The sequence below is a fragment of the Granulicella sibirica genome (assembly GCF_004115155.1).
GTDB lineage: Bacteria > Acidobacteriota > Terriglobia > Terriglobales > Acidobacteriaceae > Edaphobacter > Edaphobacter sibiricus.
In genome coordinates, this window is sequence record NZ_RDSM01000002.1 from 778,147 (window position 1) to 794,321 (window position 16,175).

Annotated in this window: 18 protein-coding genes and 1 tRNA gene; 7 read left to right on the forward strand and 12 right to left on the reverse strand. The window is 59.1% G+C overall.

All coding sequences use genetic code 11. The features are described from left to right. Positions 1-199: 199 nt before the first annotated feature. From GRAN_RS14060 to GRAN_RS14075, 4 genes are all read right to left on the reverse strand, one after another. Positions 200-1,198 carry a LacI family DNA-binding transcriptional regulator gene (locus GRAN_RS14060; protein WP_128913636.1) on the reverse strand — a complete coding sequence of 333 codons (999 nt, stop codon included), beginning with the start codon at positions 1,196-1,198 and terminating at the stop codon, positions 200-202. A 229-nt stretch (positions 1,199-1,427) separates the two neighbouring features. Beyond that, complete coding sequence (locus GRAN_RS14065; RefSeq protein ID WP_128913637.1) at positions 1,428-2,291, reverse strand: SDR family NAD(P)-dependent oxidoreductase; 864 nt, start codon at positions 2,289-2,291, stop codon at positions 1,428-1,430. 70 nt (positions 2,292-2,361) lie between these two features. Then, positions 2,362-2,928 carry a TetR/AcrR family transcriptional regulator gene (locus GRAN_RS14070; protein WP_128913638.1) on the reverse strand — a complete coding sequence of 189 codons (567 nt, stop codon included), beginning with the start codon at positions 2,926-2,928 and terminating at the stop codon, positions 2,362-2,364. Between the two features lie 237 nt (positions 2,929-3,165). Continuing rightward, positions 3,166-3,801 (reverse strand): FMN-dependent NADH-azoreductase, encoded by a 636-nt coding sequence (locus GRAN_RS14075; protein ID WP_128913639.1) that lies wholly within the window; start codon positions 3,799-3,801, stop codon positions 3,166-3,168. A 113-nt stretch (positions 3,802-3,914) separates the two neighbouring features. Here GRAN_RS14075 and GRAN_RS14080 point away from each other — a divergent pair, with 113 nt between their 5' ends. Beyond that, positions 3,915-4,511, forward strand: coding sequence for a TetR/AcrR family transcriptional regulator (locus GRAN_RS14080; protein WP_128913640.1), 597 nt, complete (start codon positions 3,915-3,917; stop codon positions 4,509-4,511). An 89-nt stretch (positions 4,512-4,600) separates the two neighbouring features. Here GRAN_RS14080 and GRAN_RS14085 read toward each other — a convergent pair whose 3' ends face one another. The 4 genes from GRAN_RS14085 to GRAN_RS14095 form a co-directional block, all read right to left on the reverse strand. Continuing rightward, entirely contained in the window at positions 4,601-4,804 is a 204-nt protein-coding gene (locus GRAN_RS14085; RefSeq protein ID WP_128913641.1) for a hypothetical protein, read from the reverse strand. Between the two features lie 184 nt (positions 4,805-4,988). Further along, positions 4,989-5,549, reverse strand: coding sequence for an outer membrane protein assembly factor BamB family protein (locus GRAN_RS26300; protein WP_241654804.1), 561 nt, complete (start codon positions 5,547-5,549; stop codon positions 4,989-4,991). Positions 5,550-5,551: 2 nt separating this feature from the next. Next, positions 5,552-6,541, reverse strand: a complete 990-nt coding sequence (locus tag GRAN_RS26305) for an outer membrane protein assembly factor BamB family protein (RefSeq protein WP_241654605.1) — start codon at positions 6,539-6,541, stop codon at positions 5,552-5,554. A 50-nt stretch (positions 6,542-6,591) separates the two neighbouring features. Next, positions 6,592-6,683: transfer RNA gene (locus tag GRAN_RS14095), tRNA-Ser, on the reverse strand. Positions 6,684-6,788: 105 nt separating this feature from the next. On the opposite strand from GRAN_RS14095, the gene queG reads away from it, so the two are divergent. From queG to GRAN_RS14110, 3 genes are read left to right on the forward strand one after another with little or no spacing between them, the layout of a single operon-like run. Further along, the gene (queG, locus tag GRAN_RS14100) at positions 6,789-7,949 is read left to right on the forward strand and encodes a tRNA epoxyqueuosine(34) reductase QueG (RefSeq protein WP_128913642.1); all 1,161 of its coding nucleotides are present in this window, start codon (positions 6,789-6,791) and stop codon (positions 7,947-7,949) included. 28 nt (positions 7,950-7,977) lie between these two features. Beyond that, positions 7,978-9,012, forward strand: a complete 1,035-nt coding sequence (locus GRAN_RS14105) for a YihY/virulence factor BrkB family protein (RefSeq protein WP_128913643.1) — start codon at positions 7,978-7,980, stop codon at positions 9,010-9,012. A gap of 3 nt (positions 9,013-9,015) precedes the next feature. Next, a complete protein-coding gene (locus GRAN_RS14110; protein ID WP_128913644.1) occupies positions 9,016-11,181 on the forward strand; it encodes a PP2C family protein-serine/threonine phosphatase in 2,166 nt (721 codons plus the stop codon). Between the two features lie 13 nt (positions 11,182-11,194). Here the strand turns inward: GRAN_RS14110 and GRAN_RS14115 are convergent, their stop codons facing one another. From GRAN_RS14115 to GRAN_RS14125, 4 genes are read right to left on the reverse strand one after another with little or no spacing between them, the layout of a single operon-like run. Then, complete coding sequence (locus GRAN_RS14115) at positions 11,195-12,433, reverse strand: YncE family protein (protein ID WP_241654610.1); 1,239 nt, start codon at positions 12,431-12,433, stop codon at positions 11,195-11,197. Between the two features lie 42 nt (positions 12,434-12,475). Next, entirely contained in the window at positions 12,476-12,601 is a 126-nt protein-coding gene (locus GRAN_RS26725) for a hypothetical protein (RefSeq protein WP_277751217.1), read from the reverse strand. A 13-nt stretch (positions 12,602-12,614) separates the two neighbouring features. Continuing rightward, the gene (gene ccsA, locus GRAN_RS14120; RefSeq protein WP_338323439.1) at positions 12,615-13,388 is read right to left on the reverse strand and encodes a cytochrome c biogenesis protein CcsA; all 774 of its coding nucleotides are present in this window, start codon (positions 13,386-13,388) and stop codon (positions 12,615-12,617) included. Positions 13,389-13,435: 47 nt separating this feature from the next. Further along, positions 13,436-13,966: a hypothetical protein gene (locus GRAN_RS14125; RefSeq protein ID WP_128913645.1), complete on the reverse strand. Its 531-nt coding sequence runs from the start codon at positions 13,964-13,966 to the stop codon at positions 13,436-13,438. Between the two features lie 206 nt (positions 13,967-14,172). Between GRAN_RS14125 and GRAN_RS14130 the strand changes: the two genes are divergently transcribed. From GRAN_RS14130 to GRAN_RS26315, 3 genes are read left to right on the forward strand one after another with little or no spacing between them, the layout of a single operon-like run. Continuing rightward, a complete protein-coding gene (locus GRAN_RS14130; RefSeq protein WP_421800824.1) occupies positions 14,173-15,162 on the forward strand; it encodes a glycosyltransferase family 2 protein in 990 nt (329 codons plus the stop codon). Then, the gene (locus tag GRAN_RS26310; protein ID WP_241654612.1) at positions 15,159-15,584 is read left to right on the forward strand and encodes an alcohol dehydrogenase catalytic domain-containing protein; all 426 of its coding nucleotides are present in this window, start codon (positions 15,159-15,161) and stop codon (positions 15,582-15,584) included. Before GRAN_RS14130 ends, GRAN_RS26310 begins: the two co-directional genes overlap by 4 nt. Continuing rightward, the gene (locus tag GRAN_RS26315) at positions 15,578-16,126 is read left to right on the forward strand and encodes a zinc-binding dehydrogenase (protein ID WP_241654614.1); all 549 of its coding nucleotides are present in this window, start codon (positions 15,578-15,580) and stop codon (positions 16,124-16,126) included. The genes GRAN_RS26310 and GRAN_RS26315 overlap by 7 nt, the downstream gene beginning before the upstream one ends. Positions 16,127-16,175: the final 49 nt, after the last annotated feature.

Here is a 16,175-nt window from a genome sequence, read left to right on the forward strand (position 1 = left end):
TCACAAACCACCGAAAATGCCATGTTCGCAACGTTGCCATACTCTTACGCAGCATCCGCTGGATTCGCGCTTTTATGCCGTTTCAGAAGCGAGCGAATCCTATGCCGCCCCGCAAACCGGTGTCAAGCGGAATTTGTGCCGGGTGTGGACCGAGTCGGAGGCCATTCTGTTTCGAGGGAGATACAGCTCGAGCCGAGTCTTAGGGGCAGCCGCAGGAGTTCCGCAGGAGGAGCTCAGCTTCTAACTGAACCCGTTGCACCGGCAGAGAATGATCTGCGCTGATTCGCTTAACCAGAAGCCGAACCGACTCACGCGCCATCAGGTCCGTTGGTTGGACCACCACCGTGATCGCCGGCTGCACAAGGCTCGCCAGGTCCACATCATCGAAGCCGATCACCGCCACGTCGCGCGCATGATCCGCCTGAACCTCGCGTATCGCCTTCATTGCCGACACCGTCGCCATACTGCTCAGCGCAAACAGGGCCCGCAGCTTCGGCTTGCGTGTCAGCGCCTTCCGCACCGCCGTCTGCAAAGCCCCATAGTCCGCAGCGGCAATAACGGTAGACTTCTCGCCAGCCTTCTGCATTGCCTGCTCGTATCCTTGGATCCGCTCTTGAAACGAGTAGATACTCGGGCTGGCCGTGACGCACGCGATCTCATGAATCCCGTGTTCCAGCAGATGCCGTGTCGCCAGTTGCGCCGCCTCCACGTGCCGCAGCATCACCACATCCGCATCCTGCCATAGCGGACGATCCAGCGCCACAACCGGCATGCTGCCTAGCTCATGCCGCAGTCTCTCCATATCCGAGTCAGGCGCGGCAGTCAGAATAACCCCGTCCGCCCGAGACCGCCGCAGGACGGCAAGCTGCTTCGATTGCCTTTCAGGATCTTCCTGATGCGTCAGCAGGATGACTGAAAGCCCCTGCCGCGTCGCCTCCAGTTCAATCTCCTGCACGCAGCGGCTGAAGTAAGGATTCGCAATCTGCGGAAACACCACGCCGATCGATTTGGTCCGTCCACCCCGCAGGCTTCGCGCAACCTCGTTCGGCTCATACCCCAACGCATGCACCGCGTCCATAATGCGTTGCCGCACATCCTCGCTCACATACGGGCCGCCACGCAGGCAGCGCGATACGGTCGAAGCTCCCACCTGGGCGAGCTTGGCGACATCGAGAACCGTTGGCTTGCGAGAGGACACGATAGGATCCGGGTGAAGGCAAAGTCAGTTTAGCTTGATCCGCTGAAATTGCTTACACCCCGAACACATGGCCCCGAATCCAGCAAACGAAGAGAGGGGGCCCCACCTTCGGCGCAGCGCTTCACCGCGCCTAAGGTGGGAGAGTAAGAAGCCAACCGCTTATCGTTGATTCTGCCGTTGTTGCTTGAACTCCTGACAGGCCGGAACCTGAATAAGTGAGGCCGTCGCGTCAGTGGGTGATCAGGCCGGGTATCACGACTGCGTCCGCGAAGACCGTAGAGAGCGTCACCGCACGGTACTTCGCCGCTTCCTCCGCACGCCCCGCCTCGACATGCTTCACACGGCTCTCCGCGTCCTTGCCAAGGACCAGCCGCCTCGGAACATCCTCGGTATTCGCTAGCGTCACGATCACCTCGGCGATCTTCTTCGGATCGCCCTCTTCTTTGCCGCGAATCGAAGCCAGCAACTTGTACGTGGTGCCAACCGACTCCTCGTACTCCGGCATCACCTCCGGAGAGTGCTCGCTTGCCCTCATAGCCCAGTTCGTGCGGATTCCGCCCGGCTCCAGCGTGCAGACCTTCACGCCAAACGACGCTACCTCGGCGGCAACCGAATCGCTGAAGCCGCCCACCGCCCACTTCGCTGCATGGTACGGCGAATTGCCCGCTCTCGCCATGCGCCCGCCAATCGAGGAGATCTGGAAGATGTGCCCGCTCTTCTGCTTGCGCATCACCGGCAGCGCCGCATGCGTCGTGTAGACCACGCCAAAAAAGCACGTCTCCACCACATCGCGAAACTGCTCGGATGTCATCTGCTCAAACGGGGCGAAGTACCCGTACCCCGCGTTATTCACCAGCACGTCGAGGCGACCATAGGTGTCCACGGCAGCTTTGACCGCGGCCTTCGCCGCCTCTTCCTCGCGAACATCCAATGTCACCGGTGTCACGCGCTCTCCATACAGCTCCACCAGAGGCTTCAACTCCTCCGTCCGCCGCGCCCCGGCGACCACACTGTCTCCAGCCGCTAGGGCAGCCTCCGCAATATCCCGGCCCAACCCGTTTCCACTTCCCGTAATCAACCAGACCTTCGCCATGTGATGTCCTCCTGTTGTATAGATTCAATAATGAGCGAGTGGTTGCTCATTTATTGGAAGAATCCTCAGCTCAGGAGGCCATGCGCCAGAAGGCTTCGAACGCCTGCTCGACGAGCCGTGCTTTTTGCCCCGGCTTCTTCGCCGCAATCTCCATCACCGCCTCCTGCATCGCCGACATGGCGGACGAAGCAAACCCTGCGGGCAGGCTCTTAAACGCACCAAGTCTCCCGACCTCAGCCATGGTCTCCGAGACTGCTCCCCGTACAGCTTCCATTCGCTGCCTCGTCGTCGCGGAAATGATGTCCGAGAAATTGAGCAGCACGGAAGCCTTCCGCTCCTGTGGTTTCTCAATCGCCCACCGGAGGTATTCCCTCCAAACGTGCGCTGCTCGTTCCCGAAGGTCGGACTGATGCGGGAAGCTCTCGTGGATTCGCCGGTACACCTCGGTCTTCAACTCGAGGTAAAGCTCGTTCAGTAGCTCATCCTTGGAGGCGAAGTACGTGAACAGCGTGCCTTCCGCGAGCCCTGCTCCTTTGGCGATCTTCGCGGTCGAAGCACCCAGGCCCGCCTCCGCAATCTCACGCACGGCGGACCGCAGAAGCGCCTCTCGTTTCTCAGGACTTCTTGCTCTGGCCATACCCGTCGATGCTACCTCAGCAGGGTCGCCCCGGCATTCACGAGCAAGAGGAACGAACTGAAATCGCCAGCACTAGAGGCATGGAGATACTTTCCGAATAAGACAATCTCCAGGGATTGAGGCACCGAGAGCACCGCATCGGTGCCTCAATCCAGAAGAAAGGGAAGACCACGCCAGGGGCCAGCTGGTACGCCGGGGCGGCAAGCCTCGTGCGTTCCCGGTTCGCCCAACGCGAGGTTACACCCGCGCTGGCTGAAGTTGCTGCCGGATCGAATCAAGGTGTGGCTGAAGGAAGGTAGGACGATCGATTTGTCCATACATGATCGCGGACGCTCCGCCGGCATTGATAAACGTTGTATCGATCACACCCAGGAAGCCGAACACCGAACGCAGATAGGGCTCCACGAAATTCAACGAGGCAAACGCGGTTCCCGCGTCGTAGGCGCCGCCCGAAGCGGTGATGAAGGTAGCTTTCTTTCCTTTCAGCAGACCTTCTGGCTTGCCATCGATATAGGAGAACGTCTCGCCGCGTCGCGCGACCTGGTCGATCCAAAGCTTCAGCGTCGAAGGGATGCTGAAGTTGTGCATCGGCACACCGATGACATACTCGTCAGCCGCCCTCAGCTCGGCGAGCAGGGTATTGGAAAGCGAGATAATCTCGTTCTGCTCCGGGGTACGAGCATCATCCGGCGTGTACACGGCGCCAATCCACGATGCCGTCACCGGGACGATGGTGGTTTCGGTCAGGTCACGGCGAACAAGGTGACCGTCCGGATTCACTTCCTTCCACTGTTCGACGAAATGGTGCGAAAGGTGGCGTGAGATAGAAGCGTCCCCAAGTGGGCTCGAATCGATATGCAGTAAGGTGGGCATGACTAAATCTCCTTACGACATATGACGAGAAAACGACATCTGTCGATTCATAAAGTTCACGACAAATGTCGCCAATCCCTCCTGAGAAAAATCTATTGATAAGCTGAACGGATATGGAACAGGTTGAGGCACAAGTCGAGGCCGTTGATACGAGGGAACCGATAGATCCCCGCGTCCGCCGCACGCGCCAGATGCTTCAGAACGCTCTCGACCAGCTCCTGTCCGAAAAGGACTTCGACAAGATCTCCGTACAGGACATCGCCGATAAGGCGACGCTGCACCGCGCGACCTTCTACGACCACTATCCCGACAAGTTCGCCCTGCTCGAGTGCCTGGTCGGAGGCCGCTTTCGCGGTCTGCTGGCAAAGCGCAATATCAGCTTCAGCGGATGCGACGGTGCGCTACAGGCGATCGCGCTTGGTGTCTGCGACTTCATCACGAGCATTCCCGGAGCCGACTGCGGAAGCCAGAGGCAGCTGGAAGGACACATGGAGTCCGCGGTGATCGCGGTCGTGCGGCGCATACTCTTGGAAGGAATGGCGAAACACCCACCCGTCTCGATGCGGCCCGAACTGATCGCCTCAGCCGCCAGTTGGGCGATCTACGGGGTGGCCAAGGAGTGGATGCACACCCCGAAGCGGCCGCCCGCCGAGGAGATCGTTACGAAGATTGAAAAGCTCGTGTCCCCGATCCTGTCGGCCGGGCGGTAGTCCACGGACGAAAGAAGCCCCACAGCGGGCAGGGAAGCCGCACATGCAGGGCCTTGTTTGGGTCGTGGTTCTCGTTGGTGGAAGAGTGGCTAAACGGCCTTGCGCTGGAATGTCGTCTTCTTCGTTCCGGCAAAGGAGTCCTTCGCCTTCAACGAAGCTGTCGAAACGCCCGGGACTGGCTTGCCGCCAGCCTTCAGGCCTTCTGCCTTCTCCCGTGCAGACTGCAATTTCTGAGCCGCACGGCTAAGTCCACCGATCTTGATCTTGCCTGCTTTGGGGATGAAATCGCTCATAAAGAAATCCTCTCACATCTCGCAAAAAGACAGCCCGCTTGACAACAGGAGCCTCCGGAAAGGCCCTCTTCGCCCGCGCATTACAAAAACCACGTCGCAAAACGCGAATCGCCAATAAAGACGCACCCCTCACCACGTTTTCTACCTGACCGCTAACCACACTTACCGCACAATGGCCCACATCCTACCGTACGTTTTTCACCGGAAGAGCCCAGGAAAAGAGCACGCCGCCGCTGCTCGTCAAAACATACTGACGCCCGTCGAGCGCGTACGTGATCGGCGAACTCTGCATCGGCATACCCTGTCCCGCGTGCCACAATGTCTTTCCCGTAGCCGTGTCGAGCGCCAGCGCATTCCCATAGGCATCGCCCGTAAACGTAATGTTTCCATCAGTTGTGAGCACACCCGCACCCGATCCACCTTTACCCACATAGTGCGACCAGCGAATCTTCCCCGTCTGGTAGTCGATCGCCTCGATCACACCCTTGCCCCAAAGCGAATAGTCCGCCCCCGCCCACCCATAGGCCCCATCCGCATCCTTTTGAAAATAAAGACTATAGCTAGGGTGCGCGTCCACCACAAATAATCCCGTCTTCGGATCGAAGCTAGGCGAACGATAATTCGTCAACCCCGCCTCATCCGGCGCGACCAGCCGCCCATCCGGAGCCGGATCTTTCTCCGGATTGGGGATAGGTTGTCCTTTAGAATCAATCCCTTTCGCCCAGTTCACCGGCCCGAAAGGCACCGTCAACAAGCTCTGCCGTTGGTCCGATCAAGCACGAAAAAGTACCCATTCCTCGAACTCTGCATGAGCATCTTCCGGGGTTTTCCATGAAAGTCCCCATCCACCAGCACCGGGGCTTCCACCGCGTCCCAGTCATGCGTATCATGCGGCGAAGGCTGAAAGGCCCAGACAAGCTTCCCCGTCTCCGGATCCAGCGCCACGATGCTGCAAGTAAAGAGGTTATCTCCCGGCCGCACCCTTCCATTCAAGACCGGCGTAGGGTTACCCGTCCCCCAATAGATCAGCTTCAGATCAGGGTCGTACGTGCCCGTCATCCAGGTCGCCCCACCCGTCGCCGCCTTCGGCGTGCCCTCCGGCGGGCTCGCATCCCACTCCCACTGGATCTTCCCCGTGTCCCCGTCAATCGACTTAAGGAACAACATAATGTTGTCCGCATCGCCAGAAACTCCCACAAGGACATGATTTCCAACAACTAACGGAGCCGCTGTCGTCCAGTAGCCTTTGGTAGAGTCGGCGACCACGGTATTCCAGAGCACCTTCCCGTCCCGCGCGTCGAGTGCAACCAGATGGCAATCAGGCGAGAGAAACAGGATCGTGCCCTTATACATCCCGACGCCGCGGTGCCCGATGGAGTGCCCATGATTCGGGGGGTAAGTGTACTTCCAAAGCAAGTGGCCGGTTCGCGCATCCACCGCCCAGACGTTGTTCGGCACGGTGAGATAGACGACCCCATCCACCATCAGTGGAGAAGCTTTGATGGCCGCGATCTGGGTGCTCTGGAAGGCCCACGCCAGCCCAAGGTGGCCAACATTATCGCGATCAATCTGTGTCAGTTTGCTGTGCCTCTGCCCGGTGTAGTCGCCATGGTAGCCAGGCCAGCTATCTCCGGGGTGGAGCAACTCTGACGCGACGAGGTTCTGGGCACCCAGTGGACGTTCAGCTACTAATAAGAGGCTGAATACCAGAGCGAGAAGTGAAAACCCGTTCTTCATGCAGGACCGTCTTGTTTGAAAGGATCGTTCGTCAGGGATGGAGAAAAAGGTGGCGGAGAGGGAGGGATTCGAACCCCCGGTACCCGCGAAGGTACGTCTGATTTCGAGTCAGGTGCATTCAACCGGGCTCTGCCACCTCTCCGTTTGATTAGTTTATCGCGAAACGATCTCTTCGTCAGCCTGTTTCAAACGCACTCGTGGCGGTACCCTGAGAAGGTGGGTCGCATGACCTATCCGGCGGATGGAAATGAGTTTATGCGAGTGGACCGAGGGCCTTATCGCTTGGGTGAAAGATGCTTCCAGGCAAACGGGATTTGACGTCTCGGGGGTGACTGCAGCAGACAATCCGATAGACGGTGCACGGTTCGTCGACTGGGTTGAGGCTGGACGAGCGGGTGAGATGGACTGGCTAAAGCGTCGCGACGAGCGCGGGGCGCTGGTGAGGAGCGCTGTAAAGGTTGCGCTTCCGTGGGCACGGTCGGTCGTAGTGTGCGCAATGAACTACAACGCCGCAGCGCCTCTGTCCCTTGATGTGGCCGAGCCTGGAGCCGGATGGATCGGCCGCTATGCGTGGAGCGGCCGCAAAGTGGGAGAAGCAGTCCAGGCGGTCGACTACCACGACGACCTGCTGGCGCGGCTCCGGGAGGTTGAGGCTGGGTTGAAAGTGCGATCCGAGTGCGAAACACGGTGCTACGTGGATACGGGCCCACTCGTGGAGCGAGGAATGGCGACCAAGGCCGGAATCGGTTGGGTCGGGAAGAACACCTGTGTGATCCGTGAGGGTATGGGGTCGTGGATGTTGATGGGAGTCATCGTCACCTCCCTTCCGCTAGCTGAGACGACGGTCATATCCCTTCCTGCCGAGGACCGCTGTGGGAGCTGTACTCGCTGCCTCGAAGCCTGTCCGACCGGCGCTCTCGTGGCGCCACGCGAGATGGACGCCTCCCTCTGCATCGCATATCTGACCATTGAGAAGAAGGGGTCGATTACTGAGGATCTACGGGAAGCGGTGGGTCGACAGGTGTTTGGCTGCGACATTTGCCAGGATGTGTGTCCGTGGAATCGAAAGGCTCCAATCGCATGGAAGCAGGGGCTGGAGACTCGCCGGGAACTCGTCAACCCTGCGCTGGAATGGCTGGCGCAGCTGGACTCAGCTGGCTTCCGTCGCGTTTTCAAGGGATCACCCCTCGAGCGAACAGGAAAAAAGCGTCTCCATCGGAATGTCGCGATTGCGATGGGGAACAGTGGACAAAGCCAATTTATTCCGCAACTTGAGGTCTGGGCTGCAGGAGAGGACGCCGTCCTGGCCGAGAGTGCTGTTTGGGCGCTCGGACGGCTTCGGAGGAGCGGCAGTTCGGAGGATCCGGTGGGTTCGGTCGAGAATGCCTCCTCTGCTAGCATCGGGTGAAGCGGGCGAGGATGCCCGTATGTTCTAGATGCCAATCAATCCAAGCGATGAACGATTTAGCTCGACGAAGCCTCTTGAGAAAGCGGCCGGGATCGCCACGCCTGAAGATTTAGCGGTAAGAGACATTCCGCTTGTCGAGGAACGGCTGGAGCATCTGGAACCCTCGTCAGGCGCTGCGGATGCGCCGTTACCGGGGGGAGATGAGTTGGTCGCCCCGGGGGCCTGGCCGCAAATCGTCGACCTTGCGAAGTACCTCGTGCGGTCGGAGGTCCATACCTACGCCTTCAGCGTCGCGGCGAACACGATCCTTTCACTCTTTCCCTTCATCGTGCTCCTGCTGACGATCTCGCAAAGGGTCTTCCATTCGGATCGGATGGAAAGCGTCGTCGGCGAGATGATGCACAGCTTCCTACCCGTTGGGCAGGACTTCGTCATGCGTAACATGGTCATCCTTGCTCACCCTCGCAAGGGAACGCAGATCTTTTCGGTGGTGATGCTTCTTGTGACGTCCACGGGGGTGTTCCTTCCACTTGAGGTGGCCCTGAACGACGTTTGGGGGGTGAAGACGAATCGTTCTTATCTCCATAACCAGGCGGTCTCGATCGGCTTGGCTACAGCGGTCGGTGCGCTGGCGATCACCTCCATCGCTCTTACCGCAGGGCAGAAAACTATCATGAGCTGGGTGTTCTTCGGTCATACAGATAGTCCGGCGTTCTCGTTTGCAGCGTTTCTCGTGCTGAAGCTGTTCGCCCTGATTGCCGGGATTCTTCTGTTCTTCCTTATCTACTGGATGCTGCCCAACCGAAAGATTCCCGCAGGTGCTGTTCTTCCTACAGCGATCGCGATTGGGCTCATCTGGGAGGGCGCCAAGTATTTGTACATTCTTCTGCTTCCGTGGCTCGACTTTCGAGCGGTCTATGGGCCGTTCTATATCTCGGTGAGCCTGATGATGTGGGCATTTGTCTCCGGCTTGATTCTTCTCGCCGGGGCGCATTTTTCCGCAAACCGTTATATCTCCTATTCCATGAGGGCGACGCTGCCCGCACAAGAAGCGGAGGTCTAGCCGGTGCCGGACGGGGCAAGAGCAAAGTTCTTCGGCTGGATTGATCGCAGGCCACGTAAGGGCCTTGAGCGTGCCGCCTTCTGGCTGCTCGCCTGGTTTCTGCTCCTCTCAGCGATGCGTTGGATCCCGGGTCTGCTTGGCGGACTTGCAGCGGGACTCCAAATCACCGTCGGGGTCGTACTTCTGATGGTGGCTTTGCCGCTGATCTGGACGACCATAAGAATGCGTCTGCTCTGGAGCCTGCGCAACAAGCTTGTCCTGACGTATCTTCTGATCGGACTTGCCCCTGTCGTCCTGATCATCACCCTGGTTCTGGTGTCGGCATATGTGGCTGCGGGACAGTTTGCGATCCACCTTGTGGACGCTCGCGTGACGAGCTATCTCATGCAAATGGGATCCGAGAATGAAGCCCGGTTTCGGCACCTGCAACCCACGGTTGAGGGACATAGCACACGGGAGACGATGAACGCGGATCTACCCCCGGACGACAGGCCGGCCGGCGTTCCTTCTCGCTTTCGGCGCGACACCACATGCTTCCTCGACGGGACATCCGTTTTCCATGTCGCATCGGCAAGAAAGGCTCCGCTCGGACTTGCGCCCTGGGCGACAGAGGTGCGGGGAGGGCGGTTTCATGGAATCGTTTCGGACGGCGGGGAACTCTACCTCGTTGCCCTGCACCAGCAGAGGTTGAACGATGGGCGCATGTTCACCGTGATGAACAGTATCCCGATGGAACGCGAGCTCATCGACTTATTTGCCGAAGGACTTGGAGTCGTGAGGCTTCTGCCCGAGAAGACGGAAACGAAGCAAGCAAGCTCGGACCCCGCGCCGAACTCTTCGGAGGTACGCCGCAATCGCCAGCATTACCTTTCCGAGACTCGTGGCGGAGTCGACCCAAAGGGCAGTAATGCTGCAGATATTCGGGTCTGGTTTCCCTCGACCCTCGCGATGACAGATTGGGCTGCGGGACAGCCCGACAACGTTGTTCTAGAGGTGGATTCCCGTCCTTCGCTTCTCTACCAGCAGCTCTTCGGTGCGTCCCTGAGTGGCTGGGTCATGACCGTCATTCGCGTCTCTCTGACGTTGCTTGTCTTCGTATTTGGGGCGCTGTGGCTGACCGCGTTTGTGATGGCGGTACGCCTCACCCGCACGATGACCGAGTCAGTTGCGGATCTCTACGATGCGACCCAGCGCGTGGACCGAGGCGATCTCGAGCACAAGATTATTGTGAAGAGGACGGATCAACTCGCCGAGTTGAGCCGATCTTTCAACGCGATGACAGGTTCTCTCCAGCGGCTTCTCGTCGAGCAAAAAGAGAAGGAGCGTCTCCAGAACGAGCTCTCGATTGCGCAGGAGGTGCAGGCGAACCTCTTCCCGCACAGCGCCTCAGATCTGCCAACCCTCGAGCTTCACGGGGTCTGCCGTCCGGCGCGTTCCGTGAGCGGCGACTACTATGATTTTCTCGTCTTTCAGGAAGACGTTCCGTCGCTGAATGGCGGGAGACCGACGCGCAGGGAAGCGGGTGTGGGGATTGCGATCGGGGACATCAGTGGAAAGGGAATCTCGGCTGCCCTCTTGATGGCGACACTCCACTCCGCGGTGCGCGCTTACCAATTCGCCAGCGAGGAGCTCGTCTACAGCAAATCTGCCCTGGAAGGATTGACGGCGAACAAAGAAGGTCTTGCCGACGCGGGAGGCTGGTTTCAATCTCCGGGCCGGATCATGTCTCTTCTGAACCGCCACCTCTTTCGGAGCACACAGCCCGAGAAGTACGCCACCTTATTTCTTGCGCACTACAACGCCGCTTCCTCCGTCCTTACCTATTCGAACGCAGGCCAGCTTCCCCCTTTTGTTCTCGGCAAGGATGGAAGCGTGCAGCGGCTGGAAGAAGGCGGAACGGTAGTCGGCTTGATGGACGGGATGCACTTTGGCGAGGGCCGCGTGACCATGCAGTCGGGGGACATCCTGGTAGCGTACTCCGACGGGGTAACCGAGCCGGAGAACGACTTCGGTGATTTTGGCGAGACGCGGTTGTTGGAGGTTGTGAGCCGCTATCGAACTCAGCCGCTCCATGTCATCTCAGCGCAGGTAATGCTCGCGCTCGACGCGTGGATCGGGGCGGAAGAGCAGCCGGATGACATCACGCTCGTTCTTGCTCGGCAGGTCTAAGGCCCCGATGCCGTCAGACTCTTGGCTGTCGGGAAACGACCTTGGTCACGATGGCGTTTGGCCCGCTCCCGGCTGGCAGGATCGTGAACAGGTTCGGGCCAAGCTTGCTCAGCGTTCGAATGACCGAGACGTCTCCGGAGTGCGCATCGACCGCAAGCAGGAGATGCTCGTCAGCCGAGAACGCCAGGGAGCTTGGTCCGGAGCCGGTATGCAGGCTCGAGACGAGCTTGCCGTCGTCGATGCTATAGAGCCCGATCGAGTCGTCGCCGGAATTTGAGACGAACAGCCTGCTATTGTCTTCGCTCACGATACCGCTGACGGGTTTCGTCCCGATCATGTACGTTCCGCCGACATCGTTCGTTTGTGTCGCAATCTCCGAGATACTGTCCGAGTTCATGTTCGAGACGAACACTTCTCCGCCATCCGGTTTGAGTGCGAGATGGATTGGGGTCGATCCAACTTCGACCATCGTCAGCAGCCGATCTGTTGTCAGGCTTGGATCCTGTCGAGCTGACCAGGAGGCGTTCGCTGCGGCGAGATTGAGGGCCATCACCTGGTGTGCGGACGAACACGCCACGAAAGCCTTTGACGAGTCAGGGAGAATTACGGTCGAGTCAGCACCCGGGCAGCCGGTGAAATGCGCGCGCCGGCTCAGAGGCACTTCCTTACTGGATAGAACGCCGGGCTGGGGGATTGCGCCAACAGCGAAGATTGAGACGGATCCGGATGCCTGGCTCGGGACGACAAGAGAGCGGCTGTCCGGCGAGAGGTGGGCTTTTCCAGGCTGCTCTGCAGGAACCTCGGCGATCTCTCTTCTTTGGTCGAGGTCTAGAACGCTGATGGAATTCGAACCGGAATTGCTGACGAACGCCCGGTGTCCAGTCGGGTCGACGTCAATCGAGACCGGCATGCGATGCACAGGAATCGTGGCGACGACGTTGTTGGCTAACGCGTCGATCACGGAGATGCTGCCGGACTGCGTGTTGACGACATAGATCTCGTTTCGTACCGGGTTGGCTAGGAGCGCTGAAGGTTGCGAGCCAACTTGGAGGGTACGATCCGACCTGAGGTAGACGAGGTCGAGAACCGAGACGGTATTGGTTCCACCGTTTGAGACGTAAGCGTACTCGCGATAACCGGCTGGAGTCTCAGGAAAACCGGGATGACGGCAACCCACGAGTGAGAGCGGCAGGGCGGCTAGAGCCGCAAGCTTATGGAACCTGATTGATGTGGTTCGATGGGGACTGGGCACTTCTGCGAGTCTAGTGGTGCGGGGTGTGGGCTGCAAGGCGCGCTAGGGCTTCCTGGTGTGGAACCACTGCCATGTGATCCATGCCAGATACCCGCCCTGGACGATCCACACGCCTGCGTAGACGTAGACGAGGTGGCGGGCTTCCATGGTGTCGAAGTTCAGATGCATGCGGCGCGGACTCCTAGGAGTGGGTAACGGATGAATTCAGGACGCGAGTCGGAGCGAGATGATCCGCTCCGTCCAAAGCGGCGTAAGCGACGTTCTGCTCGTTCAACTGACGACGTCTCTCCAACTTATAGCGGACGAGGCAGACAAGCGTTCCCCAAAACAGCCAGCCGAACGAGTTCCAAAGAAACGCGGGCCACATTCCAGGGTCGAGCGAACCGTCGCCACCGAATACAGGTGCGGGATGCTGCGTGCGCCACCAACGGATAGACATGAACACGATAGGCACATCAACGGCAGCGAAGACAGACAGAATCGCCGCGAGCGTTTGGGTCTGGCCGGTGGAGGAGAAGCGTCGGAGAACGAGGTAGCTGACGTAGAGCAGCCAGAGCAGGAGAAAAGTTGTCAGACGTGCGTCCCACGTCCACCATATGCCCCAGACGGGACGCGCCCAGAGCATGCCGCTTCCAAGGCCGATCGAGGCGAAGACGACGGTCAGCTCAGCCGAGGCGAGGGCGAGAGCGTCGGCCGCAAGCGCCCGCTCCGGGTTCCGGGTTCGGTAGTAGAGGTAAATTCCGGACGCAATGAAGTTGACGTAAGGGAAGATCTCGGCAAGGATGTTCGCCGGCACATGGTAGTAAAAGATTCGCTGGACATTTCCCATGGTCGCTTCAGTCGGAGCGACGTAGAGCGCCAGCCAGGTCGCGTAGGCGAGTATGGCGAGAGTCGCGACAAAGCCCAGAATAATCATGGGCGGAATGCGATGCGAGGATGTGCCTTGGTTTGCCACGGGATCCAGTGTATCGCGCCTCGGGAGATGCTGGCAGCGGATTCAGGTCAGCTTTGAGCGCATCCACGCTGGTAGACGCGAGGTTTGCGCCACTCAGCGTCGGTGGCGAAGAGAACGCAGCTCTGGCCTGTATCCGTGTTGATCCGCCAGGTGAGATTTCCCTGGCGATAGACCTGGAAACGTCCCGTGCCGGAGAAGACGGTTCCATTCGGCGGATTGGCCGAGATGGTGTCCGAAACCGGTAGCTTGAACGACGTTGATTCCGGGCTTGGAGCGGGGGGATCCTGGGCTGTCTTTCCCTGGACAGGAGTCGCTTGAACCGGTTGAGACGATGGCGTCGTCGAAGCCGCTTGCGCCGAGGTCGAACCGGGAACGACTACCTGTTTCACGGTCTGGGGCTGTTCAACGGGGGATGTGGCCGTGTTTGAGTTGATTACAGAATCAGAGGCGGGTGCCGATCCGTCCGGCGAAATGGTGTCTCCGCTTGCGAGGCCATGGTCAACCTTGTACTCGCGGTATTTATAAACGATGCCCCAGCCAAGAAGACAGAGCACGATCAGGATAAGGAGGTTCTTCATCAATAATCCTTGCGGCCTGAATCGCCGTGGCGCGTCTTGAACCCTATGACTCTCTTTCCCATCAGCGTCCTCTTCAGCGGGGCAATTAGAGCAAAGAGAAGGTCTAACGCGCAGCTTTTCTTGCAGCGCTCGACCTCTTCCCGGACTCTAACAGGAGATTCGGAAAGGATCGCTGTTCAAAACGCCACGGAATGCAGGGGAGTATCATGAGTAACGTGTTGAAATATTCCATCGTCGTCCCGTTTCACAACGAAGAGGAGAACGTGACAACCCTGTACGACCGGGTCAAGCACGTTATGGAGCAGGTTGGGGACTCGTTCGAGTTGGTGTTTGTCGACGACGGCTCCCGCGATCGCACGTACCGTCTGCTGGAGGAGATTGCCGCAGTCGACTCGCGAGTTCTCGTGATTAAGCTGCGCCGCAACTTCGGGCAGACTTCGGCGCTTGCCGCCGGGTTCGATCACGCGCAGGGGGAGTTTGTCCTCGCCATGGATGGCGACCTGCAGCACGAGCCGCTCGAGATTCCCAACTTCCTCGCCAAGCTCGAAGAGGGATATGACGTCGTGAGCGGATGGCGCTCGCAGCGCGGCGACAACTTCGTGATGAGACGGATTCCGTCGATGCTTGCCAATAAGCTGATGGCACGTTTCTCCGGGGTCGCGATCCATGACTTCGGAACGACCTTCAAGGCGTATCGCCGCGAGGTGATTCAAAACATTCCGTTATATGGCGAGATGCACCGATTCATTCCGGCGCTGGCAAGCTGGTATGGCGCGAGCATCTGCGAGATTCCGATCTCGAACCCGCAACGGGTTGCAGGCAAGAGCCACTACGGGATCGGTAGAACGTTCCGGGTGTTCTTCGATCTGCTGACGATTCGGTTTCTCCTTCGCTACATGACGCGTCCTCTGCACTTCTTCGGGACCATTGGTGCGACGGGAATGCTGACCGGAAGTCTTCTTGCGGCGTGGCTGCTGCTGCACAAGCTGCTGACGCATCATGATGTGGCTGGCGAACACGGTCCTCTGTTCATGATCGCCGCGGTGTTGATCCTCGCGGGAATCCAGATGCTTGGCATCGGATTGCTTGGTGAGCTTCAGGTGCGTCATTTCCACACCGCAAACCATCGCGCTCCGTACGCTGTCGACCGGATTCTTCGGCTGCGTTCGAGCGAGGAGAGCATGCACCAATCATGAGGGCGATTCAGATCCTCGAGACTGGCGGACCTGAAGTCCTCACGCTCCAGGAACTTCCGACACCGGCTCCAGCGCCACACGAGGCCTTGATTCGGATCGAGGCTTGTGGCGTCAACTTCATCGATACGTACTTCCGCGAGGGGCGATACCCGGCTTCGCTGCCTTACACGCTTGGTCAGGAGGCGGCTGGGACGGTCGTCTCGGTTGGGAGAGAGGTTTCGGCCGTTACGCCCGGGGACCGGGTGGCGTGGTGCTCGATTCCTGGGACCTACGCGGAGTACGCGGTTGCTCCGGAGTCGAGGTTGGTCGTGCTTCCGGACGCAATCTCGACGCAACAGGCTGCGGCTGCGATGTTGCAGGGAATGACGGCTCACTACCTGACTCACTCGACCTACGCGTTCAGGCTGGTGATACGGTGCTGATCCACGCAGGCGCGGGTGGAATGGGACTTCTGCTGACGCAGATCGCCAAGCGGCTTGGCGCGAGAGTGATTACGACGGTTTCGACGGACGCGAAAGCTGAGCTATCAAGGGAAGCTGGTGCGGATCATGTGATTCGCTATGACCAGGAGCCTTTTGATGAGGCCGTTCGACGATTTACTGGCGGTGATGGACTCCCGGTTGTCTTTGATTCAATTGGGAGGACAACCTTCATCCAATCGTTGAAGTGTCTTCGTCCCCGCGGGCTGATGGCGCTTTATGGCGGAGCCAGTGGGGCCGTTCCTCCCTTCGATCTGATCCAGCTTTCGACGATGGGTTCGCTCTTTGTAACGCGCCCGACCTTGCGGGACTATATCGTTACTCGCAAAGAGCTGGAGTGGCGCGCGAGCGATGTTCTAGGCTGGGTCGCGGATGGCTCGCTGAAGCTGCGACTTGAGCACAGCTATCCGCTGGCGGACGCGGCTGACGCGCATCGCGATCTGGAAGCGAGGCGCACTACCGGCAAGGTTCTGCTGATTCCTTGATATTTCCCTTCTTATGAGCGATTTACCATTGTCGAGGGGTTAGTAAGAA

Bases quoted from the DNA above. Each gene is read 5' to 3' on its own strand.
- GRAN_RS14065 (WP_128913637.1), bottom strand. From the start codon at position 2,291: ATGGCGAAGGTCTGGTTGATTACGGGAAGTGGAAACGGGTTGGGCCGG.
- GRAN_RS14070 (WP_128913638.1), bottom strand. From the start codon at position 2,928: ATGGCCAGAGCAAGAAGTCCTGAGAAACGAGAGGCGCTTCTGCGGTCC.
- GRAN_RS14075 (WP_128913639.1), bottom strand. From the start codon at position 3,801: ATGCCCACCTTACTGCATATCGATTCGAGCCCACTTGGGGACGCTTCT.
- GRAN_RS14080 (WP_128913640.1), top strand. From the start codon at position 3,915: ATGGAACAGGTTGAGGCACAAGTCGAGGCCGTTGATACGAGGGAACCG.
- GRAN_RS14085 (WP_128913641.1), bottom strand. From the start codon at position 4,804: ATGAGCGATTTCATCCCCAAAGCAGGCAAGATCAAGATCGGTGGACTT.
- GRAN_RS26305 (WP_241654605.1), bottom strand. From the start codon at position 6,541: ATGAAGAACGGGTTTTCACTTCTCGCTCTGGTATTCAGCCTCTTATTA.
- queG (WP_128913642.1), top strand. From the start codon at position 6,789: ATGAGTTTATGCGAGTGGACCGAGGGCCTTATCGCTTGGGTGAAAGAT.
- GRAN_RS14105 (WP_128913643.1), top strand. From the start codon at position 7,978: ATGCCAATCAATCCAAGCGATGAACGATTTAGCTCGACGAAGCCTCTT.
- GRAN_RS26725 (WP_277751217.1), bottom strand. From the start codon at position 12,601: ATGCATCTGAACTTCGACACCATGGAAGCCCGCCACCTCGTCTACGTC.
- GRAN_RS14125 (WP_128913645.1), bottom strand. From the start codon at position 13,966: ATGAAGAACCTCCTTATCCTGATCGTGCTCTGTCTTCTTGGCTGGGGC.
- GRAN_RS14130 (WP_421800824.1), top strand. From the start codon at position 14,173: ATGAGTAACGTGTTGAAATATTCCATCGTCGTCCCGTTTCACAACGAA.
- GRAN_RS26310 (WP_241654612.1), top strand. From the start codon at position 15,159: ATGAGGGCGATTCAGATCCTCGAGACTGGCGGACCTGAAGTCCTCACG.